We start from the raw sequence: 25,915 nt of genomic DNA, 5'->3' as shown, positions 1-25,915 counted from the left end.
GACAAAATGATCAATAGTATAAAGCGATGAGTCATAAAGTGCTATACCGACGTAGTGAGAATCGGTTACGCCTATATAGAGCGGGAGGAGGATTCAAAGATCTAATGCGGCCGTTTTTGAGCAGTCATTAATTCCGTGGAAGAAATGCTGCATGAACAGTCGAGCATGAATTCGCCTAGATATAAGCATACGCGTACATCGGCTGAATGAAAGACGAAAAGAAGTGACGGCAAACCGCACAAATGGATTGTCTTTTTGTTCACTTTGATGAATGCTACGCGAGATTCATATCACAACACACTCGACGCATTCATCGTGCGAATGTGCTTTGCTTTCGTGTTTGGCTTTCAAATATAAGAATAATCTAAATGGAATTCGATTCGATAAACTTGCTTGCGATAGGGCTAATATTTCTTGGCTCTTATGTACAAACCGCAATAGGCTTTGGCTTGGCAATTGTTGCCGCACCTTTACTGATTCTTTGGGCGCCGGAGTATGTGCCTGCACCAATCTGTTTAGTCGCGTTATTTATTTCGTTGATGAATGCGATGAAGCACCGCAGTAGTGTTGAAATCGGCGGTTTAAAAATGGCATTGATTGGGCGTGTGCTCGGATCGGTCGCTGGCGGCTTGCTACTGTTTTTTGTCTCGACTCAAGCCCTTACACTTTGGATTGGTTTTTTGGTGTTATTCGCGGTTGTGGTGAGTGTTTTACCGTTTCGGGTTGAACCCACACCTGCGCGTATGACATTAGCAGGATTCTTTTCTGGATTGTTTGGTACCAGTTCGGCGATTGGAGGCCCACCGATGGCGTTGTTGTTGCAACATCAAGAAGCGAATCAGTTACGTGGTAACCTATCGGCATTTTTTGTTTTCAGTTCCATCATTTCGCTCGTTGTTCAAATTCCCGCTGGTTTCTTCACATTACACCATTTGGTGATTACTATTCCGCTATTACCTGCGGCAGCACTTGGGTATTGGCTCGCGATGAAAACCACCCAATCGTTACCAAAAGAAAAAATTCGATTTGGAGCACTTATGTTGTGTTTTGTGAGTGGGTTTACAGCAGTAGTACAAGCGTTGAACCAATAATGCCCTCAGCATCTTAAATTCACAGGGATATCGCGTTCCTTTTATCATGCATAGCGCGATTTGTTTGCGCTGACTTATTCGTTTAGATGAGCGATAGTTTTATGAATAACACTCGTTATGGCACTTTTATGGCAGCATTCTCCTTTGTAATTTGGGGGCTGCTACCCATTTATTATCGTTATTTACCGAATGCTTCAATGGATGAGTTGCTGGCATGGCGAATCATCGGCTCAGTTCCTGTCGGTTTCTTAATTGTGCTTGGTATAACCCGTCGAGGACCGAGTTGGAAAGAAATCTGGTGTGACAAAAAATCTTTGTGGTACACGTTTGTCGCGAGCAGCTTGATGTGTATTTCATGGAGTGCGTTCACTTGGGCTTTGACTCACCATCGAGTCATCGATGCAAGCTTAGGCTTTTTTATTGGACCGTTAGTGTCTGTGGCACTAGGCGTGTTTATTCTTGGAGATAAGCTATCAAAAGGCAAACTCATCGCAATTGTGCTAGCAACAATTGGCGTGATGTATCAAGTGATTCATTATGGCCAGTTACCTGTTATCGCACTAACGATGGGGTTGTTCTTTGCTTTGTATGGGTTGTACAAGAAGAAGATAACATACGACTGGAGCACCACCTTATTTGTTGAGGCGCTGCTATTGACTCCAGTTGCCGTGGCGTATTTGTTTTACAAACAATGGACAGTGGGTGAGTTGGCTTCAGGTGTAGATATCACAACATTGCTTTTGTACTTTGGCAGCGCACCGATCACGCTTTTACCACTGATTTTTTATTCTATCGCGATACGTATAACAAACTTATCGACAGTTGGTTTAATGCAATACATTGAACCAAGCTTGCAGTTTGTTTTGGCTGTCATGTTTTTCGGTGAACTGTTTGATGAAGTTAAAGCAGTGACCTTTGCCTTTATTTGGGTGGGGCTGTTATTTACAATCTTTGAAAGTATTGTCAAAGGGCATAAGCGTAAAAAGCTGGCCAATCATCCTTTATAGTGCACCATTCTTGAATATTCACGATTTCACTCTCACGCCCTCTATTCGAGGGCGTTTTTAGTTCCATAAAGTATTCTCTTACTCGTTTTCTTATAAGCATAATTTGAGGTTAATTGACGCATTATCATTAGGATACCGCTATATTTATAGCCAAGTGACACGCTATATAATGAAAACCGGATCAAAAAGGACGACATATGATCACAGCTCTATACGCTAGCATTCTTGCAATACTGATTATTTGGTTGGCCGTTCAAGTGATTAAGCAGCGTCGCTTAAATCAGGTTGCTTATGCTGACGGAGGAGTGGAGGCTCTCCAAATCGCTCGTAGTGCACAGAGTAACGCGACAGAATATATCCCCATTACTCTGATTCTAATGGCACTATTAGAATTCAATAGCGCTTACCCAACCTGGATACATCTCACAGGCATTATTTTCGTGATCGGTCGAATTATCCATGCTCGAGGTATATTGAAAGAGGACTTAAAAAGGCGTGTTAGGGGCATGCAGGTGACATTTCTAGTGATACTTTCTCTGGTTGTGCTGAATATGATTTATCTTCCGTACGATAAGTTATGGTAAGTCTTCGTAGCTATATCCCGCCGCCATGGGTACTCGTTCTGATTGGGTTAGTACTGAATATTGGCGCGATCGTTCTTACTAGCTTGGTCCTTGATAGGCTTGGCAAACAGTATTCGCAACTCGCAGAGCAAAAGGCGGAAAACTTGTATTCCATCCAACTCGCGTGGAATAGCGTTGAAACTCTAGAAAGAAAAAGAGAGGCGTTGCTGCTTCACTTGCACATAGGTCAGAGCGCAGCGATACCTTCGGAGATAGAGCAGATAGTGGAAGGGCACTTATCCTCTTGGACTCATCACGAATCGGATAAAATACAAATAGATAAACTCCCTCAGCTAATGTCAAAGATAAACCAAGCACAAGCTTCCTATAGAGATCGCATTGATGACTATTACATTGAGAATGTAGAGCTCAATGAGCTAATGGCAAAGCAAGATGAAAAGATCGCTTGGTACAAGAATATTGGGCTCTTCTTGCAAGTATTCGGACTCGCATTAATCCTCGCACGTGATTTGGCTAGGAAGCCATAGAACAAAAGTTAATGGTAGGGTCTATTGCGAAATGCCAATTATAATTTGCAAATTGCAATTCATTGCGTGAGCAAACAGTGGCTATTGGTGAAGTTTTAATGAAAGTGGTTAAATAACAACCTGTTTTGTGCGCTACAAAGTTGGCACGTCTCATGCTTTAGTATGAATGACCCTTTCTAAGCCGAGGGTCACCTAGCCAACTGACGTTGTTAGTGAACCACTTTGTTCACAAATATATACAGCCAATCACGAATCCTTGTGGTTGGCTTTTTTTATTTAAATGACATAGTTTAGAACTGTGCTTTAATCCAGATCATGCGATGGTCGGAAGACACATCTTTGCCATCACCATACTTGCCGATACGCGCATCGTTAAATAGCTTACGACCTTCTTCATAAGAAGCTGACCAGTATACACCAGAGTCCACCACATTTAGGTTTGCAGAAGGCAAGGCATAATCTACACCTAAGCCAAACGTCGAAGTGATGCGATTCGGATATGGGTGAGTGGAGCTGCGGTCAACAGCGTGTTCGGCTGCCCCAAAGCTTGTCGGATAAAGCTCGCCATTCATCACGGTTTGGTTAACCAATGGATCATTATGCAGTTCTTGCATTACAGAGCTAATACCGTCACCGGCTACTGGATCAAGGTTTTGATCGCCCATCATTACGAATTTAGCCCCGCTCGCTAAGCCGCCTTTCTTACCAGCATCGTCGTAGAAATAGTCTTTACCTTGAATATAGTGATGCCAGAACTCTACTTCGGCTGCGTTTTGCGCTTTGTTTTTACCTGGGTCGAATACTGGTGGAGTAGGGTGCGACATCAGTAGATGCACAACTTCCTCGCCATTGCGAGTCGGAATGATAATTGGTGCATCTACGTGGTTTTTAGAAGATAGGCGTACTTGATCCCATTCTTCTGCAGAGTACCACTCATCACCACACTTCATGCCATCTGGAATTTTTTGTGAGCCGTCACAGATAGTAATGGTTGGAATCTTCGTACCTTCCATATCTTTCCATTTAAACGCTTGGAACGTGCGCGTATTTGCCGTATCAATCTTGTATTTAGACATTAGGGCAAAGGCGTATTGACCGTGGTACATGCCAAAGCCCCATGCATCGCCCGGCATTTGACCTGCTGTTCCATTGTTGTCGAGGTCAAACTCGCTTAGCAAACCTGTGTTGGTAGAGTAAGACTCCGCGAAAGGATATTCGATAGGTTCAAGGTTCGCTTCACCGCCTGCACCATTGATGCTTTGCGCGACAGACAGGTAGTTCTTCTGGAAGCCTTCAAGGGCAGCTTTGTTTTCGCCTGTTCCGTCGTTGTTGTATTCCGCCATCATAAGAACGTCAGGGCGATTCTTCTGAATAATCGCAGCAACGTTTCGAATTTGAATGACTTTTTCCGCAGTGGTTTTGTCTTCAGCGGCGATAGAACCGTCTAAATAGGCAGTAACCAATACAGTTTGCTGCGCTGGTTCAATTTGCATTTCACTTACTAAAGCTTCAAAAGTTGCACGGTCAAAAGAGAGGTTGTAAGTCGCTATTTTTACTTCTTTAGGCTGAACATTGACGTATTCAGTGTCGTCATTACATCCAGATAATAGAGCGGCGCCAACCAGGAGAGCGATAGAGGTTTTGATTGTTTTCATGGGTACGTCATACCTAATAATTGATTCGGCTGAATATTAAAGTCATCAGTAATTGTTTTAAGCGATATCAATCACACAAACGTTTTCATATTTACATGTTCAATTAGTTTTTGTGTGATTTGTGCAATAAACGCAACACTTTCAACACCAAAAGGTTATATGCAAATTGTTAAAAAATGGTGTCGCTTTTAATAGATGAAATGGCACTAAAACATAAGCTGTATGATTGTGTGTGCTAAAATCAATGAGCGGGATGATTACGATAAGTTTGACTTCACTTTCGGGTGAGAAACAAACAAATAAGAACTGGTCAGTTTGGCTTTGCTATTGATGCAAAATAGGGGGCTAACCGATGGGTTCAGTATCAAACTACCAGAGCAGGTTATTTGTCACGGCAATGCTTGCTTCACCACTTCTTTTTTCAACATCTTTATCCGCCGCTCAGTCCGAACGGCTAGAGCAAAACCATGGTCTTGTTGTTGCTTTAGAAAAACGCAACCTTGCAGCCACACAAAATATAGATCGTGTGTTAGGTTTACAAAATGGAAATCGTGTACAAAAGCTGAAAACCAACAAAGGTAAAAACGGCGGTACGCATAGTCGTTATCAGCAGATGTTTAAAGGCGTCCCGATTTGGGGCAAGCAAATTGTCGTACATCGTGATAAACAGGGCCAAATCAAGCACATCAACGGCACTCTCGTAAAGGATATTGCCCGAGATATCAATGATATGGTGCCTAGATTGTCGCTTTCTCAAGTAATGTCTTCAACGCAAAAGCCGTACCGTGAAAACGGATACCAAATAGAGAATCAGCGCCAAGGTTTGCGTATTTATGTCGATAAAAGTGACGTGGCGCACTTAGCTTATATTGTCCAGTTTTTTGCTGATAATGAGCATGGTGGTAAGCCTACGCGTCCCACCTTTCTTGTTGATGCTAAAACAGGAAACATTTTGCTGCAATATGAGGGGTTAGCGTACGTAGAAGCGAATGGTCCGGGAGGAAACCAAAAAATTGGTCGTTATCATTATGGTGTGGACTTTGAGTCTCTATTAGTCCAGCAATCCGGTGATACGTGTTTGATGGACATTCCTGGCGTGGTCAAAACCATCAACTTGAATGGTAGGACGTCTGGCAATACACATACGTTCGTTTGTCCAACCAATAGTGTTAAAGAAATTAATGGAGCGTACAGCCCGTTAAACGATGCGCATTACTTTGGCAAAGTGGTATACGACATGTACAAAGATTGGCTAAATACCGCTCCCTTAACGTTTCAGCTTCAAATGCGAGTGCATTACCGCAAACGCTATGAAAACGCCTTTTGGAATGGCTCGAGTATGACTTTTGGCGACGGTGCGAGTTATTTCTATCCTTTAGTGAGTTTAGATGTCTCAGCGCACGAGGTTAGCCATGGATTTACAGAACAAAACTCTGATCTGATTTATTCAGAGCAATCTGGCGGAATCAATGAGGCTTTCTCAGATATGGCAGGTGAGGCGGCTGAATTCTATTCACGTGGTTCTAACGACTGGAAAGTTGGGTACGATATTAGAAAGGCTGCCAATGCGGCGCTGCGCTACATGGATAATCCGCCCCTTGATGGTCGTTCAATTGATCACGCGTCTCAGTATGTGAGTGGCATGGATGTGCATTATTCAAGTGGTGTGTTTAACAAAGCGTTTTATCTATTGGCGGTTGAGTACAATTGGGGAACGCGACAAGCGTTCGAGGTTTTTGCGTACGCTAACCAGAACTACTGGACGCCAAGCGAAACGTTTGACTCTGCAGCTGCGGGTGTATTGGCGGCCGCCCAAAGCTTAAACGTGGCGGCGAATGATGTAGCCGACGCTTTTGCTCAGGTCGGTGTTTCAGTTGATGGCGGAGTCGTCGAGCCACCATCTAGCACGTGTGAGGCTATCGCCCTAAACAATGGTGTTTCCAGCAACATAGACTCTTCATCTACTGGTGAGTGGCATTGTTTTACGATTGATGTGCCTACCAACAGTTCAGACTTTACTGTTACCACATCGGGAGCAAACGGCGATGCGGATCTTTACGTTAAGCTGGGAAGTGAACCAAGTTTAACCAGCTACGATTGTCGCTCATACAGTAGCAACAGTAATGAAGCATGTAGTATTACTTCTCCGAATGAAGGAACGTGGCACATTGGCGTGTACGCTTACAGCAGTTACAGTAACTTGAACGTGGAAGCAAGTTATGTAGGACAAGAAGCGCCACCACCATCTGATGAAGTTACTACACAATCAATCAACAATGGTAAAACATGGACGGCGATTATTACTGGTTCTGGCTTGATGAATGGCGTGTGGAATGTTATTTCAAATACGCCGTGTGATAACGATAACGAGTGCAGTTTATCCGGTATCGGAAAGAAAACCAGTGAGGTTAGCTTTACGTTGACGGATGGTACCGTATTCATCATCGCTAAGCCCTAGCGATTTTTATGTAAATAGGCCCTGAAATATCAGGGCCTTATTTTTTTACGTTCAATTTTCTGTATATAATAGCGAGTCACAAAGAAGTGAGGACGACCTCACCGCTCTATCTTTTCTCGGGGACGACCCCATCTCGTTGGGAAATATGACATGGCTTGGGGAATTCTCTTCATTGCTGGCTTATGCGAAGTGGCATGGGCTGTCGGACTAAAATACTCACAAGGTTTTACCAAATTGGCGGCATCTGGCTTTACCGTTACGTTTATGGTGTTGAGCTTTTGGTTACTTGGAATTGCATTAAGGACGCTACCACTCGGTATCGCTTACGGCGTTTGGGTAGGTATAGGAGCGATTGGAACGGCAATCGTCAGTATCTACATATTTAACGAGCCCGCGACGCTGATAAAATTGCTGAGTTTACTGCTTATTGTTGCCGGTATCGCTGGATTAAAATTATCCGCTTAACGTCAGTCTAAACATAAAAAGAAAGCCAGAGTCGACTCTGGCTTTTTACGTTTTAGTGTTGTCTCGCTTTGGGGCTGAAGGGTTAAGCGCTGTGCTTAACGAATGGCAATCGCAAATGGTGACCAAATACGTTAATGAGTGCGCCCGCTACAATTAGTGCACCACCGATGTACGTCCAAATGAGCGGGATTTCGCCGAAGAAAATGATGCCTAACAACACAGAAAATACGATCTGAATATACGAGTAAGCAGACGCTTTGCCCGCTTGCTGAGTTTGCATTGCTTTGGTTAATCCCAATTGCCCAACTTGGGTGAATACACCAACCAAAACCAACATGAAAGTCAGATACAGGTCGGGCATAACAAAATCATCGCCAATCAGTAAGAGTGAAGCGGGTAGAGCAACCAGAGGGAAATAGAAAATGATCACTGAACTATCTTCAGTTTGGCTAAGTTTTCTAACAATGACATAAGCAATTGAGCTACCAAATGCGCCCAAGATTGCAATCATTACGCTAAACATAGGTAAAGTGCGCTCTGCTTCTTGTCCTGTTTCTGGACTTACCATTATATAGATGCCGAGTAAGCACAAGGCAATGCAAAGGAACGTCGATGGTTGAATGCGTTCCTTCAAGAAAAAGACGGCTAGGAGCGCAGTAAATACTGGGTGAATGTATTGGAAGATGGTCGCTTCTGCCAAAGGTAAGGTAGTCACCGAATAATATACGCACATCAATGCCATGGTGCCCACTGCGCCACGCGCAAACAGTAATGGCTTATTATTGCCCCATACAGAAATTCGTTTTCGCTTAACATCTAAATAGCTGATAACAAGTGAGACGAGTGCCCTCGCTGCAACAATCTCAAATACAGGGATACCATGAAGACTGACATGCTTTACTGTGGCAGACATTAGCGCGAAACCGAATGCGGAGAGCACCATAAAGCGCACACCAATGGGAACCAGAGTGTTGAATGAATTAGACATTTTACTGCTCATTTGTTGCGACAGATCGCACTTTAGCATACTCAGCTCACAAAATGATCCGTGATATTTAAACACATCTGTCGAGAGTGAGAATAAGCAGTAGACTATGGGTTCTCAAGCAACCCTATCTTTCATTCGCGCATGGAGCGCATCTAGGAAATATCTAGATATTTAAGGAGTATACATGATCCCAGTACAAGCGACGCATACTTCTGGCGTTGTCATTTCTAAAATTGATGGCGTCGATAAAATGCTGTTGCTCAAACGTGTTAAAGGTGGTTATTGGTGCCATGTTGCTGGTGGTGTAGAGGCCGGTGAAACCGGATGGCAAACTATTCTCAGAGAACTGAAAGAAGAGACGCAAATTGACGATGTTGAGTTACATACTGCAGACTTTCTAGAACAGTTCTACGAAGCAAAAAATAACCGCATCATGGTTATTCCATGCTTCGTATTATTTTGTCCACCTAACCAATCGGTTGTACTTAACGAAGAACACACAGAGTATTGTTGGTGTACGCTTGAAGAAGCAAAGCGACTAGCCCCGTTTGCAAATCAGCACCACCTTTACGAACATGTGTGGAGGCATTACGTGGATGTGGAATCGTTGACGCCATTTACGTTGATTGAACAAACAGACTAGACGAGAACGCCATCCTTTTAAGCACGTTTGACATAATGAATATGGAAGTTTGTTCTCAACGCAATGAGGCGGTAGGATTTGTGAGTAGTGTTTACTGAAAAAGGGATAATATGGATGGATGAGGTCATGTGCCAAAAGGCGTATCAAGGAAATAGCATGCAGGCCAGTTTTTCTGTTTCAGACAGGGTCTCAATTGAGCCTCTTACCACCAAACACGCGACCGTTTTACTGGAAGTGGTGAACACGTATCGAAACAGCCTCTCTGGCTATTTGCCTTGGACGGACTTTGTGACCAACCGCAGAGAAGCAGTGAACTACATCTCTCAGCGCGTGAACAGCAAAGCGTTAGATGCCCACTGGTGCGCGATTTATTTTGATGGGCAGTTTTCGGGTGTTATTGGCATTAAAGGTGTGGATTCGCACACACGCGTCACTGAGATTGGCTATTGGCTTGCCAACAATGGGCGAGGACACCGAGTGATCGACCAAGTACTCGCGGTGTTGATTCCTTTTTTGAAGCAGAAAGGGCACGCGCAATTCATCCAATTCCACTGTATGGAAGACAACATCGCCAGTATCAGTATTGCTGAGCGTGCTGGTGCCACATTAAAAGAATATGTTGATCACGAGTTCGAGACGCTTGACCGCTCTCAACGGCTCGGCATTTATGAGTTGCGCCTGACTTAGCTCCAAACCCACTGGTATTTTAATCAGAGTTCGAACTCTAATTTCGCGAGCGCTACAATAGTAACATTGTTGCGCTCGTGTTAATTTGGAGCGTCATCGGTTGAAACTAGGTTAGGAGAAGCATCATGAACGCAATCGCAGAGGTTGAAGTGGACAGCTCGTTACAACAAAGCCTTGAGCGCTTAAAAGCGGCGTATGCCGCCGAACCTTATCCTAGTCTGGATGAACGTAAGCAGCGCCTTGTCTTGCTAAAACAAGCTCTGATCGCGAATAAACAAGCATTGGTGGAAGCGCTGAGTGAGGATTTTGGCTATCGTTCCGAATTTGATACCGCCATGACCGACGTTTTGCCGACGGTCTCGCACATCAATTACACCATCAAGCAGCTAAAAAAGTGGTGCAAACCAAGTAAGCGTGAATCCGGTCTGTTGCTTGCTCCGTCGAAAGTGACTGTTCAGTATCAGCCACTCGGCGTGGTCGGGATCATTTCGCCGTGGAATTTTCCTGTCATTTTGAGCCTTGCGCCTTTAGTTACTGCTTTGGCCGCAGGTAACCGTGTGATGATGAAGCTCAGCGAATTTACGCCCAAAACCAATAAAGTCATCGTCAATATTTGTCGCGAGTTGTCTGAATATGTCGAAGTATTTGAAGGTGAAGCGGACGTTGCCCAATCCTTCAGTCAACTGCCATTCGATCATCTTTTGTTTACAGGCTCGACAAATGTTGGTCGCGCTGTGGCAAAAGCAGCGGCAGATAACCTGACTCCAGTGACGTTAGAGCTGGGTGGAAAATCTCCGGTGATCATTGCGGAAGATGCAGACATGAAGAAAACCGTTGATGCGATTTTGTTTGGTAAATGCATCAATGCAGGCCAGATTTGTGTGGCGCCAGATTACGCGTTTGTACCACAAGAACGCGTTGAAGAGTTCATTACGCTGTTCTTAAAACGTTTTGAAAAACTCTATTTGAAATCCAACAAGAATCAAAAGCTGACCCATATTATTAATCAACGACAGTATGATCGTTTGACTGCGCTACTTGAGGACGCCAAAGCTCAGGGCGCAAGCATCCATACTGTTGAAGCGCCACCTCAACAGGAAAGGCTTTTGTATCCTCATTTGATCACAGACGTGTCGACAGATATGCGCATCATGCAAGAGGAAATATTTGGGCCATTTCTACCCATCAAGCCCTACAAAGCGGTAGATGAAGCGATTGACTACATTAATCAACACCAAAGACCACTTGCGCTGTATGTTATGTCGGACGACAAATCGACCATCAGGCATATTGTACGCAACACACACAGTGGCGGCGTCGGCATTAACGACACGGTATTACACGTTGGCGCTGAGGATGCGCCTTTCGGTGGAGTTGGTGAATCAGGCATTGGTCATTATCACGGAGTGGAAGGATTCAGAACCTTTAGCCACGCGAAAACCGTACTCCACACGCCGAAATGGCTACCAAGGACGGGGGCATTAATGCGTCGCAGAGCTATGGCGATAAAAGCGATACAAAAGATTTTTGTTCGATAGTGGGTGGATTGATAAAAACCGCCCAAACGGGCGGTTTTTGGGGGTTCTATGCGTTCTAAATTGCGGATTACCAAAAGCCGAGAAGCTTCCGACACGCACCGCCAATAGAAAAAGAAAGGCTCTTTTTGAAAGAGCCTTTTTCATGAAATGTCGACAGATTTTTGGAAGTTTAATGCAGAACTTCACTGCTGAATCTTAAGTATTTGCAGTCGTTCATTAGCTCTTTAAATGCCTTTCTATCTAGCTTAATCAGAGTTTCATGATCGCCGGCTTCAAGATAGACATGTTCCAAGTTTGCTAATCTTTCATCACAAACGGTCGACATGTGGTAAGGACTACCAATCGGTGGAATCGCGCCGTGTTCACAATCAGTGAAGAGTCGGTAAACCATACGCTCTTTCACCAAGTGGAAAGTAGCGTTAAATTCATCGTTTAATCTCGACAAACTGATTTTGTTGTTGGCAGGTAAGACCGCCATCATATGATGCCCTTCATGATCCTCAAGAATGACGCCTTTTGCGATATTCATTAAAGGCACACCTGCGGCAACACCACTTTGTAGCGAGCTATGACTGTGGCTGTGATTCACGGTTTGAAAGTGAATGTTGTGCTCAGTCAAATATTCATCTAATCGGGTTGCAATTGTCATACAGCCTCCACGTGTATGAGACCCATAAAGAGTATAGGTGAGGCAAGCGACAATCGCGTATTTTACTCTGGTTTCGCTGACGCTCTTTCCGCTCCTGTTCTACGCTTATTGCAAGCCTGCGAGAAAGCGTGGTTAACAATAATAAACAGGGGGCAACATGAGCAAGCCAATCATCGCCGATAATAAGCCGATTAAAGTGAATCTAACCGAAGGGCAAGAATATTACTTTTGCCGATGTGGACGTTCTAAAAATCAACCTTATTGCGATGGGTCGCATTCGGGAACAGGCTTAAAGCCAATGAGCTTTACCGCGGAAAAAGACGAAGATGCCTATCTCTGCCAGTGCAAGCATACCTCTAATGCCCCATTTTGTGATGGAACACATAAGCGTTTTTCTTCTGAGCAAGTCGGCAAAGAAGGCCCTGAGAAAAAACGAGAGAAAAGTGACAAACCGACTGCGTCCGCTACTCAAGAAGAACCAACCCTAGAGTTTATCCACCAATTAGCGAGAGAAGGGCTCTCTAAACTCGGTCATCATGGTCCGATGGCTGCAATGGGGGTTCCTAGGCATTTGCTACCACATTGGGATGCTATACAAATCATGGTGGCGCAAATGGCGACACAACCGTTGTTAGAAGACGTTCCCGTGTCTACCGAGTTGATTGTGGGGCCAAACGCGCGTAAGCCGCTCAAACTTGCTATCCCTTTATTGGTATCGGACATGAGTTTTGGCGCACTTTCGGAAGAGGCGAAAATTGCGCTAGCAAAAGGTGCTGAGTTGGCAGGGACTGGTATTTGCTCCGGTGAAGGGGGGATGCTACCTGAAGAACAAGCTGCAAATTCGCGGTATTTCTATGAGCTTGCCAGTGCTCAGTTTGGCTACGATGAATCTAAGCTTCTTAATGTTCAGGCTTTTCATTTTAAAGGTGGGCAGGGCGCCAAAACAGGCACGGGTGGTCATCTTCCAGCAAATAAAAATGTGGGTAAGATCTCTCAGGTGAGAGGTATCCCCGAAGGCCAACCAGCAATCTCACCGCCAACATTTAAAGATCTTCATACTACTCACGATTTCAGAAAGTTTGCTGACAGAGTCCGTGGCATCACTGGCGGCATTCCAATTGGCTTTAAACTCAGTGCAAACCATATTGAGCAAGACATACAATTTGCGCTCGATGCGGGTGCCGATTACATCATCTTAGATGGTCGCGGTGGTGGCACGGGCGCGGCGCCAACTATGTTCCGTGATCATATTAGCGTGCCAACCATTCCTGCGTTAGCTCGTGCGCGTAAGTACTTAGATGAAAAAGGTGCAAGTGACCGCGTCACATTAATCATCACTGGTGGGTTGCGAGTTCCTATGGATTTTGTCAAAGCGTTGGCACTTGGGGCAGACGGCGTGGCGATAGCAAACAGTGCGATGCAATCGATCGGTTGCGTCGCGGCCCGGATTTGTAACACCAATAATTGCCCTGCGGGGATCGCAACGCAAAATGCCGATTTGAGGCAGCGTCTCGATATCGAAAAATCATCTCAGCAACTGAAAAATTTCTTCGAATCCTCGGTCGAGCTCATGCAAGTTATGGCAAGGGCATGTGGTCACCACGCTCTGAATGAATTTAGTCGCCATGATTTAGCGACCTGGGATCACAACATGGCGAGGCTGTCTGGGATCAAGTATTCAGGTATGGACTTAAACTGATCTCTATCCATATTTTCTGCATATAGGTACATGTTTGATAACAATTATTTATTAGCCGAGATATGGAAATTTTGACTTGGCGTTAACTAAAAATTCAGTGTATGAACTACGCTGTTTGAGGTGGATATTCGATTTATTGAATAACAAAGAGTGGTTACCACAACCACGATACGAAGGAGCATTATATGAGCAACACAAACGGCGGTTCGGTAGGTAAATGTCCAGTTATGCATGGTGGGCAAACATCTACAGATAAGTCGGTGATGGATTGGTGGCCGAATGCCTTAAACTTAGACATCCTGCATCAACACGACTCCAAAACCAACCCATTTGGCCAGGACTTTAATTACAAAGAAGAACTGAAAAAGCTAGATGTCGAAGCACTTAAAAAAGACTTAAAAGAGTTAATGACTGATAGCCAAGACTGGTGGCCTGCTGACTGGGGACATTACGGCGGTTTAATGATCCGAATGGCATGGCACGCAGCGGGTAGTTATCGTATCGCGGATGGACGTGGCGGCGCTGCGACAGGCAACCAGCGTTTTGCTCCTCTCAACTCTTGGCCAGATAACGCAAACCTCGACAAGGCTCGCCGCCTTTTATGGCCCATCAAGAAAAAGTATGGCAACAAATTAAGTTGGGCCGATCTGATTGTCCTTGCCGGTAACATGGCGTATGAATCCATGGGCTTTAAGACCTTTGGTTTTGGCTTTGGGCGAGAAGACATTTGGCATCCCGAAAAAGACACCTACTGGGGTTCCGAGCAAGAATGGTTAGCCACAAGTGACGCTGATAACAGCCGCTATTCTGGTGAGCGAGATTTAGAAAATCCACTTGCCGCAGTAATGATGGGGCTTATCTACGTGAACCCAGAAGGGGTGGACGGGAACCCAGATCCTCTCAAAACAGCACATGACATGCGTGTGACCTTTGCGCGAATGGCAATGAACGATGAAGAAACTGTCGCGCTCACAGCTGGTGGTCACACGGTCGGTAAGTGTCATGGTAATGGTGATGCCGCAAACCTTGGTCCAGAGCCCGAAGCCGCAGACGTTCATGAACAAGGTCTTGGCTGGATTAACCACAAAACACGTGGCATTGGACGTGACACGGTAACGAGCGGTATTGAAGGTGCTTGGACGACGCACCCTACACAATGGGACTACGGATACTTCCACCTACTATTTAAGTACGATTGGGAACTGAAGAAGAGCCCAGCAGGTGCGTGGCAGTGGGAGCCAATCGACATTGAAGAAGAAGACAAGCCTGTCGATGTTGAAGACGGTTCTAAGCGCTACAATCCAATCATGACTGACGCCGATATGGCGCTCAAAATGGACCCTGAATATCGCAAGATTGCAGAAAAGTTCCAAAATGACCCAGCGTACTTTGATGACGTTTTTGCTCGTGCCTGGTTTAAGTTGACACACCGCGATCTAGGACCAAAATCATGTTATTTCGGACCTGATGTGCCAAGCGAAGATCTTATTTGGCAAGATCCAACGCCTGCAGGTAAGACAGACTACGATGTCGATTTAGTGAAAACAAAAATCGAAGCAAGTGGCCTATCCATTAGCGATCTAGTAAGTACGGCGTGGGATAGTGCGCGTACTTACCGTGGCTCTGACCGCCGAGGCGGCGCAAATGGTGCGAGAATTCGTTTGGCTCCGCAAAAAGATTGGCAAGGAAACGAGCCAGAGCGTCTAAGTCGTGTTCTTGCTGTGCTAGAAAAAATAGCAGCAGAAGAGGGCTGTAGTGTTGCAGATACTATCGTGCTTGCTGGTAACGTAGGTATTGAACTGGCTGCGCGTGCCGCAGGTCATGATGTTTCCGTACCATTCGCGCCAGGCCGAGGTGATGCCACCCAAGAGATGACGGATGTTGAATCGTTCGAAGTTCTTGAGCCTGTTGCTGACGGTTTCCGAAATTGGTTGAAGAAAGACTACGCGGTTAAGCCGGAAGAGTTGTTGCTCGACCGAGCGCAGCTTATGGGTTTGACAGCACCAGAAATGACGGTACTCATCGGTGGTATGCGCGTTTTAGGCAGTAACTACGGCGGTGGAAAAGAGGGCGTATTTACTGACCGAGTCGGCACTTTGTCGAATGATTTCTTCGTGAACCTTACTGACATGGCATATACGTGGAAACCAGTGAGTGCTAATCAATATGAAATCCGTGATCGTAAAACCGACGCTGTGAAGTGGACGGCAACCCGTGTGGATCTTGTCTTTGGTTCAAACTCGATTCTACGTTCATACGCAGAAGTGTATGCGCAAGATGATAATCAGGAAAAATTCATCCACGACTTCATCGCTGCATGGACGAAAGTCATGAACGCCGACCGTTTTGACTTGTAATAAGTGAAACGATGCAAATCGGTAGATGCGTAAACAAAGTTGATGAATAAGTAAGAGAGGCGGGCGCAAAGCTCGCCTTTTTCTTTACCTGTCTTTTTACTTTGATTGAAAGTTAAGCTCATTTGAGCCATAATAACTAGACCATATGAACCATGGGAGCTTGATATGGCAACTGCAGCATTAAAAAGCTTTAAGCCGAAACAATCTCATAAAGCCAATTTCTGGCTTATGTTAGGTATTGAAGATGCTGAAACGGGTCGTATTGATGCGGTTCACAAAGGCTTTGAGCCCAAGGTATACCGGAACATTGTTGATCGAGTAAAGCTTTCTCAAAGTGAATTCCAACATGTGACACTGATTCCTGTTAGTACAATTAAGCGTCGTCTTAAAAATGATGAGCGTTTTAATACTCAAGAGAGTGATGCAATCTATCGATTAGCGATGTTATTGAAACTCGCGACAGAGTTGTTTGACGACGAAGAGCGCGCGTTAAAATGGATGAGAGAGAATGTGTACGGCTTAGGTGGAAAAAGGCCGCTAGACATGGTCTCGACCACGGTGGATTTTGAAATCGTCAAAGATTTGATCGGCCGTTTAGAGCACGGGGTGTTCTCGTAATATGAAGCTCTATCGTCTCACACAAAAGAAATTTGCTGACACGCCATTCAGCCCCGTTGGCGCAAAGTTGTTTGGAGGGCGATGGAACTCAAAAGGAACCGAAGCCCTCTACTTCTCTGAATCGGAATCCCTTTGCTCGTTGGAAGTGTTTGTTCACGTAAATAACGATCCAGCTATCACCAAACTGTACGATTTATATCGTATTGAGATGCCCGAATATCTCATCGCCACCTTAGATGAAGAAGATCTCCCTGTGACGTGGCGAGCAATACCGGCGAGCGAGTCTACACAGTACATAGGTGACCAGTTTCTCAATGATCCTCATCCTGAGTTTGCCGCGCTGCAAGTGCCTTCAACGATTTCACCTCGTGATAAAAACTACGTGGTGAACCCAAATCATCCCAAAATGAAAGAGATCATCAAGAAGGCCGAAAAGCTCGATTTCGCGTTTGACCCACGCATTTTCAAATAAACGCGCTGGCTTTCTCTCGCTTTAAAATATTCAGCGCTTACCTAAGATAAGCGCTGAAGCATAAAAGTTTATTCTCTTGGTTATTGTCGGTCGTAAGTGAACTGTTGCGCTTCATTCGCACTGCTGTGGTAATGCCCAAGCACCAACTCAGCACCTTTGTAAGATAAATGGCTGTCATCGGTATACATGGCGTTGTTCGCACCAACTTTCATTCGACATACACCATTTCTGCAAATGGCCTCGGTCAAGTCGACAAACTCAACATGCTCAAATTGCTCAAAGTAGTTCACTAACTTTTCCACGTTTTGAGGGTGATGTTGTTTGGGAGAAAAATCGCATGCGGACTCTTTCGTCTCGCCAAACAAACGCGCTTTCCAAAGGCATTCTCCTACCGCAAAAGGTGCAGAAGGCGTTGGGCCGAAAACAACCACTTCTTTCCCTTCCAGTTCATTCAACAATCCAGTTAATGATGCCTCATAATCGGCTTGTGAAAGCTCTTTATTGAAGTTGGAAGAGATAACGACGCGACGAATAGAAGGGGTACGCAAAATGGTATCGACTGCCTGTTTGAAGAACTGTCGGCAAGAAATTGATCCAGCATCTTTGATGGTGTCGACATAACCGACTGCACAGGAATCTTGAGTAAGTTGCACCACGCCAGTTGGTGTTACTTCGGACAGACGCTTCACGTAAACCATGCTGTGACTATTGCCTAACACAGCGATGGTGGGCTGCGGCGCAGACGAGCACACATCGTTAACGTCGGTGTTGCCGTTGCAATCTAAACCGTAACCGTTATTAACGCGCATGGCTTCGAAAAATGCGCTTCTTTCTGGAAAACCACCGTTTTGATGACCGATAACGCCGAACGTTAGCAAGGGCAACGTCAACAACACAATAACCGCGGACACAGTGCGCATGCTCATGGCTTTTCGGCTACGGAACGGCTTTTCAATAAAGCGCCAAGTGAAGTAAGAAAGTACAAACAGAGTGACAACGTAAAGTGGGATATTGACGTCTTGTGTTGCGTCCAACACGTAGCGGTAAAACACAAATAGCGGAATATGCCACAAGTACAAGCTGTAGCTGATTAAGCCGACAAACACGACCCATTTTAGGCTCAGCAATTTACCGCAGAGATTGTCTTTAGAGGCAAACAAAATCACTAACGCGCTACCGATGACCGGCACCAGCAGCGTAATGCCCGCGCCATCTTGCGATTTTTCAAACAAAAGTGCAGAGGCCAATATCAAAACGATGCCAATGGTTGCCAGCGTATCGTTGGATTGAACTTGAGCTTTTCTCATTACTAATGCGAGTAATGAACCGGTTGCCAGCTCCCAAGCACGAGAGAAGATCATGTAGAAGGCGAAATCAGGATCGTTGCTCGCATAGACAATAGTCATCAAACTCAGCGCAAATACCGCGATAAAAAAAGTCAGGAAAAACGCGTTTTTGCCACGAGCGAGAAGCATGAGTAGCAAAGGAATGACAATGTAGTATTGTTCTTCAACGCCCAAGCTCCAAGTGTGAAACAGCGGATTGGCTTGATCTTCTAAACCGAAGTAATTGTGGCCTTTTAAATACAGAAGAATGTTGGATGAAGAAAGAATAGAAGACACTGCGAACTGACCAACGTCTTTGTGCGCTTGTGGCAAAAATAACCACCAAGACATCAAATAGCTTACGGCAATCACCACCAGTAGCAGGGGAAGTATGCGGCGAATGCGTCGCTCATAAAAATCACCGAGGCTGAACTTCTGGTTTTCCAAATCGTTAATCACGATGGTGGTGATCAAATAGCCGCTGATAACAAAAAATACGTCGACGCCAATAAAGCCACCAGCGAACTGCTCAACTCCTGCATGAAACAAAATCACCAACGTGACAGCAATCGCCCTTAATCCGTCTACTTCCGCTCTGTAAGTCATATCGTGTCCCTCCAACATTCCGTTTAACGAAGTAGAGCAAAATATGAACCAGAAATAATGTTGCTTTAAATCAGCACCTTAAATTGATTATCAAAATGAAAAGGCTGGGGGAAATAACGAATTCCTAAATTGAATTTCAATATGGAAATCCCAGAAAGAGTGATGTTAAGAAGCGCCAAATCAAAGAACGTAAAGCGCCAGGCTCTTAGACTTCATTGAAAATGATAACGCTAAAGAAACAATGACAGAGAATACGATTCAGGAAAAAATTGCCAGCTTTACTTGTATCGAAGAAGCGCTGGATTACTTCGAAATCGAGTTTGATAGCCGATTTATCGAAAACAACCGAACCGAGTTGGTTAAGAGATTTAATGGCTACTTAATCCTCACTAAACCGGATGATTGGTTTTCAGGCCGCCGCGCACTGAAAAATGCCTACTGTAAAGTACAACGCAGTTTACTAAGTAAAACGACACGTTCTGCGTGCCGAGGTTGTACATCTTGTCAAAGACGTTAATTCTTGGTGGCTTGCCTAAAAAAGAACCCTGCATCTTGGCGTCACAGGGGGAAGAGCAAGGTTCTTTTGGGTTAGCTATTGGTTTGTCGCGAGTTGCGAATCAGCTTTACGCAGATGAATTAACCCGCATGATACGCAGGGTAGTCCACTAAGCCTTTTTCACCGCCGCCGAACAATGTCGTAGGGTCATGTTCTGCCAGCGGATAGCCATGCTTGATGCGGCTTGGTAAGTCTGGGTTTGCAACAAACGGACGACCAAAACCGATCATGTCGGCTAAACCACTTTCAATCGCGTGTTGCGCCTTTTCTGCGTTGTAACGACCGGCATAGATCAGTTTGCCTTTATACGCCTCACGAACTGCGGTTTTAAAGTCGTGCGGAGTGTCTGGTGCGTCGTCCCAATCCACTTCTGCAATGTGAATGTAAACCATGTTGAGTTTATCAAGCAGCGCAGCAGCAGCGGTGTAGGTGTCGACAGGTGTGCTATCAACGGTGCCGTTTAACGAAGTGAATGGTGCAAGGCGAACACCAACACGCTCTGCGCCAATGGCTTGCGTCATTGCTTCGACCACTTCACCAAGAAAACGCAGACGGTTTTCAATTGAGCCGCCGTATTCATCGGTGCGGTGATTCGCTTCAGAATCGATAAATTGGTTAACCAAGTAGCCATTTGCGGCATGAAGTTCGACACCATCAAACCCAGCTTTTATCGCGTTTAATGCGGCTTGGCGGTATTCTTCAATAACATTCTTGATGTCTTTTTTGGTCATTTCACGCGGCTCAACCACGTCGACAAAGCCAGGTTCGTCAGTGCCATTGTCGATAAATACTTTCACGTTTTCTGCTTTGAGCGCAGAAGAAGAAATAGGTTGCTCGCCGCCGATGTTGTCAGGATGAGTCACACGACCAACGTGCCATAATTGCGCGAAGATAACGCCGCCTTTCTCGTGCACTGCATCAGTTACTTTTTTCCAGCCAGCAATTTGCTCTGGGCTATAAATACCCGGTGTCCACGCGTAGCCTTGACCCATTGGTGAAATTTGCGTGCCTTCAGCAACAATTAATCCCGCTTCGGCGCGTTGAGCGTAGTAGGTCGCCATCATGTCGTTAGCGACATTACCCGGTTGAGAGGCTCGAGAGCGCGTCATCGGAGGCATAACGATGCGGTTTTTTAATGAGAGAGAGCCAAGTTGAATCGGTTGAAATAATGCGTCTGTCATAGGAAACCTCGTTATTGTTTAGTTTGAATCAGTTCGATTGGGTAGCCGTCGGGATCTTTAATGAACGCGATGTGCGTTTCTCCACCTTTCATTTGACCGGGTTCGCGAGTGACGTTGCCGCCAAGCGCTTTGATTTTTTCGCAAGCTGCGTAAATGTCTTCACACCCAAGCGCTATGTGCCCGAATGCGTTACCTAAGTCGTAACTGTCGGTATCCCAGTTGTAAGTTAGCTCGATGGTCGCGCCATCTGGTTGATCAGGGCTACCAACAAACACCAGTGAGTAACGGTATTCTTGGTTTTCAAAACGATCCAAAACGCTCATACCCAGAACTTTTGTATAAAATTCGATAGATTTGTCTAGGTCAACAACACGGATCATCGTGTGGAGAAACTTCATAAGTCGCCTTTCATAACGTTGCGTAATCACGGTGCAAACCTTATCGCTACTCTAAATAAACTGGAAATTATCGTTAATTATAAAAATGATTATTTAACGTTATGGACAATGAGGTTGTTGGCCCTACAACGTGCAAACAAAGATTACTCGCCATTTCTTTTTAATAATTGGCATATGCTAATTACTCCTTTTTACAAGCCGAGTACTTAACATGTCCGCAAATAGTCACTTTCATTCCACTCACGAAGCTCATTATCAATGTGCGGTTTGTTCTTCCATCGATGCGAATCCGAACTCTTTGGCTGTGAACTACCAGTGTCTAGCCGATGGTTCTGTTGTCGGAGAGTTTCACGTTTTACCGCGTCATCAAGGTTACACAGACCTGTTGCATGGTGGCATTGCGAGCTCGCTGCTCGATGGTGCAATGACGCACTGTTTGTTATTTAGAAACATTCAAGCCCTTACCGCGCAGTTGGATGTGCGCTACCATGCACCTATTGAGCTAGATGAGCACGTCACGATTACTGCACACTGTGAAGGTGAACGCCGCGGTATATATCAACTGGTGGCTCAATTACTGGTCAATAATGAAGTAAGAGTGACGGCAAAAGGGAAGTTTATTCGTCCTAAAAAGGCATAAATAAAAACGTGTTCTACGGAGAGGCAATGAAGAAATTTGATGAACTGTATGCAATTGCGACGAGAAAATCTCAATATGACCAAACCAACACTTGGTTTAAAGGCGTAGAGACTTATCTGGAGGCCATTGGCAAGGAAGTCGATGAAGTCCGTGAAGAGATTCGTGAGGATCGCCTTTGTCATTTGGAAGACGAGTTAGGCGATGTGTTGTGGAACTATCTTAACGTATTAAAAGCGTTGGAAAGAGAAAAGGGTATAGAGCCTGAGAAAGTACTCGAAAGAGCCTGCAACAAATACGATCAGCGTGTATCTGCGATTGAATCGGGACGCAGTTGGGATGAGGTTAAACAGCAGCAGAAACAAGCCTTGAACGCGGAACATGAAGCCGCGCAGTTAGAGACCATGAAGAGCCAATAACTGCGCGTGATATTATTTAAGATGCGGCGGGATGGGGAAGCCTGATCAATCCTTCGTGCTATTGACGAGCAGCAGGTCACAAGGCGGTTGATCAAGTAACGTGTCTACAGTGCTGCCAGACCAAAATTGGGATGACATGCTTCGTTTACATGCGCCCATAATCAGAATTGCCGCTTGTGATTGCTTAACTGCTTTTGGTAACGCCGTTTCAGGGTTTCCTTCTGGCAGCAGTAGTGGTACTCGTGTTAACTTTTGCGCAGTAATAAAGTCCGTAATGCCTGCTTTTTGATTGCTCAAAATCTCTGCACGATAGCGAGACAGATAAGGCGCAACGTAGCGGCAGTAAACTAACGTCATTTTTCCGCTCAAGGTTTTTTCTAGCTTTGAGCCTCGCGATACGATGGCTTTATCTACGACCGACTTTGCATCTCCGCGATGAAGCGGATCTATCGCGCAAAGCATGTTGGCGTGAGAAGGCCATGAACGCTCACTTAATAGTAATAAATCACAATCGTTTTTTGCTAGCTCGGTGAGTAAGGTTTGAATGTCGTGCTTGTTAAAATTCCCCACGAGCAGTAAATCTGTGTGGTCGACAAGCCGTTTCGCGACTTGAGCAATCCAATGACTCCCTTTGAAATGCCCGTAAGAGAGGGTTGGCGTTTCAACTTCCTCTTCTTCACAAAGTTCGATAACGAAGTCTTTGAATTTTGATGTCCAAGCTTCAAACTCAGCTTGTCTCTTTTCTATATGGTCAGAGTTGAAACTAAGGAAATGCGCGAACGCGTGATCTTCACTCCGGCGGTGATCTTCCACCAATACCACGATGGGTTGAGCCAGTGCTGTCGCAAACTGAATCACTTTACGAAGCACCTTACGACTTGGTAAGGCGGCTTGCTGAGTCAGAAAAAATACTGGTGCCATTGATTACTCCATTATCAAACGAGGCAAATGCGCCTAATGCACACTAAAAGTTTATACCATCCCCTTATGCAAAGACGTTCTGTTTCTGCGAGCAAAATATAAATTCCGCAATTGTGCGCGCCATTGCCTAGAATTTTAACATCAGGATCTCATGCCTTTAGGTAATAGACATCGTGTTGACACTAACGTGATGCCCAAGGAAATCGGTGACAATGATGATAGATTCCAGCCAATTACAAATTAATCGCAAAGTGCCTCATTTGCTTGCCGAGATCATTAAAGCGATAGAGTCGACCGAAGACCTCAGTTTTTTGAAAGACTATCAGGAAGCGCAAATCGCGAACATTTTGGAGTCGGTCAACATTGCTTATCGTAAACGCGTAATAGAAGCGGTGCCGCCAGAGAAGTACTGGACGGTATTAAACTTGCTGCGATACGACACCGCTAAGCACATTCATCAATCACTCAACAAAGAGCTGCAACATGAACGCTTAGCGTACATCACGGATTCGGAACTGATCATCTTTGCAGACTTTCTACCGACCGAGTTTGTGGATGAGTACCTTATCGACCAAAGTGAAGAGTCGGTCGCGCACATTCAACAAGCATTGTCGTATGAAGATAATAAAGTGGGGAGATATGCCGAGCCGCATTTTTTAGTCGCAAATCCTAAAAACAGCGTAGGAGGCATCAAAACCGAGTTGTTAAAACGTGGACAAAGCCCGGTGCGATTGATCATTGTGCGCGATGTCGGAGGCGTTATTGGGACGATAGAACCTCAAACCCTGTTGCTGCATGAGAACCATACCAAACTCACAGACTTGACCGTGGTAACGCCAATTCTGGAAGATATCCAAACGATTCAAAGCGTCAGTAAACAGGTCTCGATTGATGGTGGAGCTCATTGGTTTCCTATCATGGCTGGTGGCAAAATTATGGGCGTTTTGTCGATGGCGACCATCGCGATTACTTTGCGCGAGCTCAGCCTACAAGCTGTAGTGGCAGAAAACGTACGAAGCGAAGAAGATTTGTTCACACCATTAACTGTGGCGACAAGGCTAAGAGCACTTTGGTTGGTGATTAACTTGCTGACCGCTTTTGTTGCCTCTGCAATCATTGGTATTTTTGATAATGTGGTCGAGCAAGTCGTTGCGCTTGCGATCTTAATGCCCGTGGTGGCGAGTATGGGCGGCATCGCAGGTAGCCAAACCTTAGCGGTGGCCATTAGGGGTATCGCACTCAACCATTTGCACCAAAGTAACTTGAAGCTATTGGTGAATAAGGAATTAAAAATCGCCACCATTAATGGCTTGATCATGGGATTAGTCATCGCGGGTGTCGTCTACATGGTGTTTGACTCTTGGCCATTGGCGCTTATTATCTGCTGCGCAATTTTTCTCAATAGTCTGGCGGCTGCGGCATCGGGTACGCTGATACCATTCACGTTGAAGAAGTTTAACATTGACCCCGCCGTGGCTGGCTCGGTAGTATTGACGACCGTTACTGATGTCGTCGGTTTCTTTGCGTTCTTAGGCTTAGGTGCCATCTTCTTGATATAGAAAGCCAATTGACGCTCTAACCCGCTGATCCAATCTCTCCATTTTCCAACCCAATTTTTGGGTAAGCTTGGTTCGCTCAAAATTCCTCCGTTTTTCATAAACGCTGAACACGCCGTTTAAGCTTCCATTTCATCAATATTTTTCACTGCTCATTTCTATCCCAAAACATTCCACTGCTGATTTCTCTTAACGCTGGCGTGCCAAATGCCATGTCAATTTCAAACGCCAGATGATGCCAATTTTCTTGGCTGTACACGCATTACTTCACTCAAACAAAAAATAAGGAAACAATTTTGAATAAACTCATCGTATTCACTGGTGGTCCCGGTGCAGGAAAAACCTCGGTAATCGAACAACTAAAAACACAAGGTTTTATCTGCTCGCCAGAAACAGGTCGTCACGTAATACAAAGGCAGGTTGCGAATCACGGTTCAGCATTACCTTGGAATGACAAACAAGCCTTTCGAGACGAAATGATGAAGGCAGAAGTGAGCAATTACCGAGCTTTCAATGTCCGCCAAGCAGAGGTGTTTTTTGATCGCAGTATTGTGGACGTATATGGCTACAGCAAGTTGGAACAATTACCAATCTCGCATGAGCTCATCACGCATTGCCAGACGCTTCGTTATCAGTCTCAGTGTTCATTTTTCCACCGTGGTCGTCGATATTCAGCAACGATGAAGAGCGAAAGCAAGATTTTTCTGAAGCGGTCGCCACGCATAAACAGATGGTCAACGCTTATCACAAGTTTAGTTATCAATTGATCGAAGTGCCCAAAATGTCAGTCGAAGACAGAGTGGCGTTTATTCTCGGCTCAGTCATCGAACAATGCTGAAAGATGAACAATGCAAATAAATGCGTAAGGCGATTGTGAC

24 protein-coding genes and 1 pseudogene are annotated in these 25,915 nt (G+C 45.2%); 18 read left to right on the top strand and 7 right to left on the bottom strand.

Annotation, left to right across the window (positions count from 1 at the left end):
* Positions 1-368: 368 nt before the first annotated feature.
* The 4 genes from VEA_RS16430 (at position 369) to VEA_RS16415 (ending at position 3,209) form a co-directional block, all read left to right on the top strand.
* Entirely contained in the window at positions 369-1,091 is a 723-nt protein-coding gene (locus VEA_RS16430; RefSeq protein ID WP_006742311.1) for a sulfite exporter TauE/SafE family protein, read from the top strand.
* A 101-nt stretch (positions 1,092-1,192) separates the two neighbouring features.
* A complete protein-coding gene (gene rarD / locus VEA_RS16425) occupies positions 1,193-2,098 on the top strand; it encodes an EamA family transporter RarD (protein WP_006742310.1) in 906 nt (301 codons plus the stop codon).
* Positions 2,099-2,295: 197 nt separating this feature from the next.
* Positions 2,296-2,682, top strand: a complete 387-nt coding sequence (locus VEA_RS16420; RefSeq protein WP_012842326.1) for an MAPEG family protein — start codon at positions 2,296-2,298, stop codon at positions 2,680-2,682.
* Positions 2,676-3,209: a hypothetical protein gene (locus VEA_RS16415; protein WP_006742309.1), complete on the top strand. Its 534-nt coding sequence runs from the start codon at positions 2,676-2,678 to the stop codon at positions 3,207-3,209. The genes VEA_RS16420 and VEA_RS16415 overlap by 7 nt, the downstream gene beginning before the upstream one ends.
* 290 nt (positions 3,210-3,499) lie before the next feature.
* Here the strand turns inward: VEA_RS16415 and VEA_RS16410 are convergent, their stop codons facing one another.
* The gene (locus VEA_RS16410) at positions 3,500-4,864 is read right to left on the bottom strand and encodes an endonuclease/exonuclease/phosphatase family protein (protein ID WP_006742308.1); all 1,365 of its coding nucleotides are present in this window, start codon (positions 4,862-4,864) and stop codon (positions 3,500-3,502) included.
* A 352-nt stretch (positions 4,865-5,216) separates the two neighbouring features.
* On the opposite strand from VEA_RS16410, the gene VEA_RS16405 reads away from it, so the two are divergent.
* Both VEA_RS16405 and VEA_RS16400 read left to right on the top strand, forming a co-directional pair.
* Positions 5,217-7,322: a M4 family metallopeptidase gene (locus VEA_RS16405; RefSeq protein WP_012842325.1), complete on the top strand. Its 2,106-nt coding sequence runs from the start codon at positions 5,217-5,219 to the stop codon at positions 7,320-7,322.
* Positions 7,323-7,472: 150 nt separating this feature from the next.
* A complete protein-coding gene (locus VEA_RS16400; protein WP_005395239.1) occupies positions 7,473-7,787 on the top strand; it encodes a DMT family transporter in 315 nt (104 codons plus the stop codon).
* A gap of 82 nt (positions 7,788-7,869) precedes the next feature.
* On the opposite strand, the gene VEA_RS16395 is transcribed toward VEA_RS16400, so the two are convergent.
* Positions 7,870-8,775, bottom strand: coding sequence for a DMT family transporter (locus VEA_RS16395; protein WP_006742306.1), 906 nt, complete (start codon positions 8,773-8,775; stop codon positions 7,870-7,872).
* 184 nt (positions 8,776-8,959) lie between these two features.
* Here VEA_RS16395 and VEA_RS16390 point away from each other — a divergent pair, with 184 nt between their 5' ends.
* The 3 genes from VEA_RS16390 to VEA_RS16380 all read left to right on the top strand — a co-directional run bounded on the left by VEA_RS16390 (position 8,960) and on the right by VEA_RS16380 (position 11,643).
* Entirely contained in the window at positions 8,960-9,418 is a 459-nt protein-coding gene (locus VEA_RS16390; protein ID WP_006742305.1) for an NUDIX hydrolase, read from the top strand.
* A gap of 114 nt (positions 9,419-9,532) precedes the next feature.
* Positions 9,533-10,105 carry a GNAT family N-acetyltransferase gene (locus VEA_RS16385; RefSeq protein WP_006742304.1) on the top strand — a complete coding sequence of 191 codons (573 nt, stop codon included), beginning with the start codon at positions 9,533-9,535 and terminating at the stop codon, positions 10,103-10,105.
* Positions 10,106-10,230: 125 nt separating this feature from the next.
* A complete protein-coding gene (locus VEA_RS16380; RefSeq protein WP_006742303.1) occupies positions 10,231-11,643 on the top strand; it encodes a coniferyl aldehyde dehydrogenase in 1,413 nt (470 codons plus the stop codon).
* 169 nt (positions 11,644-11,812) lie between these two features.
* Here VEA_RS16380 and VEA_RS16375 read toward each other — a convergent pair whose 3' ends face one another.
* Positions 11,813-12,292: an aminoacyl-tRNA deacylase gene (locus VEA_RS16375; protein ID WP_006742302.1), complete on the bottom strand. Its 480-nt coding sequence runs from the start codon at positions 12,290-12,292 to the stop codon at positions 11,813-11,815.
* A gap of 157 nt (positions 12,293-12,449) precedes the next feature.
* Here VEA_RS16375 and VEA_RS16370 point away from each other — a divergent pair, with 157 nt between their 5' ends.
* The 4 genes from VEA_RS16370 to VEA_RS16355 all read left to right on the top strand — a co-directional run bounded on the left by VEA_RS16370 (position 12,450) and on the right by VEA_RS16355 (position 17,438).
* Positions 12,450-13,991: a glutamate synthase-related protein gene (locus VEA_RS16370; protein ID WP_006742301.1), complete on the top strand. Its 1,542-nt coding sequence runs from the start codon at positions 12,450-12,452 to the stop codon at positions 13,989-13,991.
* A 185-nt stretch (positions 13,992-14,176) separates the two neighbouring features.
* The gene (gene katG, locus VEA_RS16365; RefSeq protein WP_006742300.1) at positions 14,177-16,348 is read left to right on the top strand and encodes a catalase/peroxidase HPI; all 2,172 of its coding nucleotides are present in this window, start codon (positions 14,177-14,179) and stop codon (positions 16,346-16,348) included.
* Between the two features lie 165 nt (positions 16,349-16,513).
* Positions 16,514-16,966, top strand: a complete 453-nt coding sequence (parS, locus tag VEA_RS16360; protein ID WP_006742299.1) for a type II RES/Xre toxin-antitoxin system antitoxin — start codon at positions 16,514-16,516, stop codon at positions 16,964-16,966.
* Between the two features lies 1 nt (position 16,967).
* A complete protein-coding gene (locus VEA_RS16355; protein WP_005376497.1) occupies positions 16,968-17,438 on the top strand; it encodes an RES family NAD+ phosphorylase in 471 nt (156 codons plus the stop codon).
* A gap of 80 nt (positions 17,439-17,518) precedes the next feature.
* On the opposite strand, the gene VEA_RS16350 is transcribed toward VEA_RS16355, so the two are convergent.
* The gene (locus tag VEA_RS16350) at positions 17,519-19,369 is read right to left on the bottom strand and encodes an acyltransferase family protein (RefSeq protein WP_006742298.1); all 1,851 of its coding nucleotides are present in this window, start codon (positions 19,367-19,369) and stop codon (positions 17,519-17,521) included.
* Positions 19,370-19,610: 241 nt separating this feature from the next.
* Between VEA_RS16350 and VEA_RS16345 the strand changes: the two genes are divergently transcribed.
* On the top strand, positions 19,611-19,886 hold the full coding sequence (locus VEA_RS16345) for a nitrogenase-stabilizing/protective protein NifW (protein ID WP_005498697.1): 276 nt from the start codon (positions 19,611-19,613) through the stop codon (positions 19,884-19,886).
* Positions 19,887-20,005: 119 nt separating this feature from the next.
* On the opposite strand, the gene VEA_RS16340 is transcribed toward VEA_RS16345, so the two are convergent.
* Positions 20,006-21,106: an alkene reductase gene (locus tag VEA_RS16340; RefSeq protein WP_006742297.1), complete on the bottom strand. Its 1,101-nt coding sequence runs from the start codon at positions 21,104-21,106 to the stop codon at positions 20,006-20,008.
* A gap of 11 nt (positions 21,107-21,117) precedes the next feature.
* Positions 21,118-21,504 carry a lactoylglutathione lyase gene (gloA, locus tag VEA_RS16335; protein WP_006742296.1) on the bottom strand — a complete coding sequence of 129 codons (387 nt, stop codon included), beginning with the start codon at positions 21,502-21,504 and terminating at the stop codon, positions 21,118-21,120.
* 211 nt (positions 21,505-21,715) lie between these two features.
* Between gloA and VEA_RS16325 the strand changes: the two genes are divergently transcribed.
* Together VEA_RS16325 and VEA_RS16320 are read left to right on the top strand one after the other, a co-directional pair.
* Positions 21,716-22,144: a PaaI family thioesterase gene (locus VEA_RS16325; RefSeq protein ID WP_006742295.1), complete on the top strand. Its 429-nt coding sequence runs from the start codon at positions 21,716-21,718 to the stop codon at positions 22,142-22,144.
* A 26-nt stretch (positions 22,145-22,170) separates the two neighbouring features.
* Complete coding sequence (locus VEA_RS16320) at positions 22,171-22,560, top strand: MazG nucleotide pyrophosphohydrolase domain-containing protein (RefSeq protein ID WP_006742294.1); 390 nt, start codon at positions 22,171-22,173, stop codon at positions 22,558-22,560.
* Between the two features lie 45 nt (positions 22,561-22,605).
* Here the strand turns inward: VEA_RS16320 and VEA_RS16315 are convergent, their stop codons facing one another.
* On the bottom strand, positions 22,606-23,481 hold the full coding sequence (locus VEA_RS16315) for a universal stress protein (RefSeq protein ID WP_006742293.1): 876 nt from the start codon (positions 23,479-23,481) through the stop codon (positions 22,606-22,608).
* 212 nt (positions 23,482-23,693) lie between these two features.
* On the opposite strand from VEA_RS16315, the gene VEA_RS16310 reads away from it, so the two are divergent.
* Both VEA_RS16310 and VEA_RS16305 read left to right on the top strand, forming a co-directional pair.
* Positions 23,694-25,040, top strand: coding sequence for a magnesium transporter (locus tag VEA_RS16310; protein ID WP_006742292.1), 1,347 nt, complete (start codon positions 23,694-23,696; stop codon positions 25,038-25,040).
* A gap of 293 nt (positions 25,041-25,333) precedes the next feature.
* Positions 25,334-25,875: pseudogene (locus VEA_RS16305) on the top strand (AAA family ATPase).
* Positions 25,876-25,915: the final 40 nt, after the last annotated feature.

The organism is Vibrio antiquarius (assembly GCF_000024825.1).
Taxonomy (GTDB): domain Bacteria; phylum Pseudomonadota; class Gammaproteobacteria; order Enterobacterales; family Vibrionaceae; genus Vibrio; species Vibrio diabolicus.
Note: the sequence above shows the minus strand (reverse complement) of the source record. Positions and strands in the feature narration are given on the sequence as shown.

Excerpts from the sequence above, each read along its gene's own strand:
- VEA_RS16310 (WP_006742292.1), top strand. The coding sequence starts at position 23,694 with ATGATGATAGATTCCAGCCAATTACAAATTAATCGCAAAGTGCCTCAT.
- VEA_RS16340 (WP_006742297.1), bottom strand. The coding sequence starts at position 21,106 with ATGACAGACGCATTATTTCAACCGATTCAACTTGGCTCTCTCTCATTA.
- VEA_RS16375 (WP_006742302.1), bottom strand. The coding sequence starts at position 12,292 with ATGACAATTGCAACCCGATTAGATGAATATTTGACTGAGCACAACATT.
- VEA_RS16390 (WP_006742305.1), top strand. The coding sequence starts at position 8,960 with ATGATCCCAGTACAAGCGACGCATACTTCTGGCGTTGTCATTTCTAAA.
- VEA_RS16415 (WP_006742309.1), top strand. The coding sequence starts at position 2,676 with ATGGTAAGTCTTCGTAGCTATATCCCGCCGCCATGGGTACTCGTTCTG.
- VEA_RS16325 (WP_006742295.1), top strand. The coding sequence starts at position 21,716 with ATGTCCGCAAATAGTCACTTTCATTCCACTCACGAAGCTCATTATCAA.
- VEA_RS16320 (WP_006742294.1), top strand. The coding sequence starts at position 22,171 with ATGAAGAAATTTGATGAACTGTATGCAATTGCGACGAGAAAATCTCAA.
- parS (WP_006742299.1), top strand. The coding sequence starts at position 16,514 with ATGGCAACTGCAGCATTAAAAAGCTTTAAGCCGAAACAATCTCATAAA.
- rarD (WP_006742310.1), top strand. The coding sequence starts at position 1,193 with ATGAATAACACTCGTTATGGCACTTTTATGGCAGCATTCTCCTTTGTA.
- VEA_RS16350 (WP_006742298.1), bottom strand. The coding sequence starts at position 19,369 with ATGACTTACAGAGCGGAAGTAGACGGATTAAGGGCGATTGCTGTCACG.
- VEA_RS16405 (WP_012842325.1), top strand. The coding sequence starts at position 5,217 with ATGGGTTCAGTATCAAACTACCAGAGCAGGTTATTTGTCACGGCAATG.
- VEA_RS16315 (WP_006742293.1), bottom strand. The coding sequence starts at position 23,481 with ATGGCACCAGTATTTTTTCTGACTCAGCAAGCCGCCTTACCAAGTCGT.
- VEA_RS16370 (WP_006742301.1), top strand. The coding sequence starts at position 12,450 with ATGAGCAAGCCAATCATCGCCGATAATAAGCCGATTAAAGTGAATCTA.
- VEA_RS16430 (WP_006742311.1), top strand. The coding sequence starts at position 369 with ATGGAATTCGATTCGATAAACTTGCTTGCGATAGGGCTAATATTTCTT.
- VEA_RS16385 (WP_006742304.1), top strand. The coding sequence starts at position 9,533 with ATGGATGAGGTCATGTGCCAAAAGGCGTATCAAGGAAATAGCATGCAG.
- VEA_RS16345 (WP_005498697.1), top strand. The coding sequence starts at position 19,611 with ATGACAGAGAATACGATTCAGGAAAAAATTGCCAGCTTTACTTGTATC.
- katG (WP_006742300.1), top strand. The coding sequence starts at position 14,177 with ATGAGCAACACAAACGGCGGTTCGGTAGGTAAATGTCCAGTTATGCAT.
- gloA (WP_006742296.1), bottom strand. The coding sequence starts at position 21,504 with ATGAAGTTTCTCCACACGATGATCCGTGTTGTTGACCTAGACAAATCT.
- VEA_RS16395 (WP_006742306.1), bottom strand. The coding sequence starts at position 8,775 with ATGTCTAATTCATTCAACACTCTGGTTCCCATTGGTGTGCGCTTTATG.
- VEA_RS16400 (WP_005395239.1), top strand. The coding sequence starts at position 7,473 with ATGGCTTGGGGAATTCTCTTCATTGCTGGCTTATGCGAAGTGGCATGG.
- VEA_RS16355 (WP_005376497.1), top strand. The coding sequence starts at position 16,968 with ATGAAGCTCTATCGTCTCACACAAAAGAAATTTGCTGACACGCCATTC.
- VEA_RS16420 (WP_012842326.1), top strand. The coding sequence starts at position 2,296 with ATGATCACAGCTCTATACGCTAGCATTCTTGCAATACTGATTATTTGG.
- VEA_RS16380 (WP_006742303.1), top strand. The coding sequence starts at position 10,231 with ATGAACGCAATCGCAGAGGTTGAAGTGGACAGCTCGTTACAACAAAGC.
- VEA_RS16410 (WP_006742308.1), bottom strand. The coding sequence starts at position 4,864 with ATGAAAACAATCAAAACCTCTATCGCTCTCCTGGTTGGCGCCGCTCTA.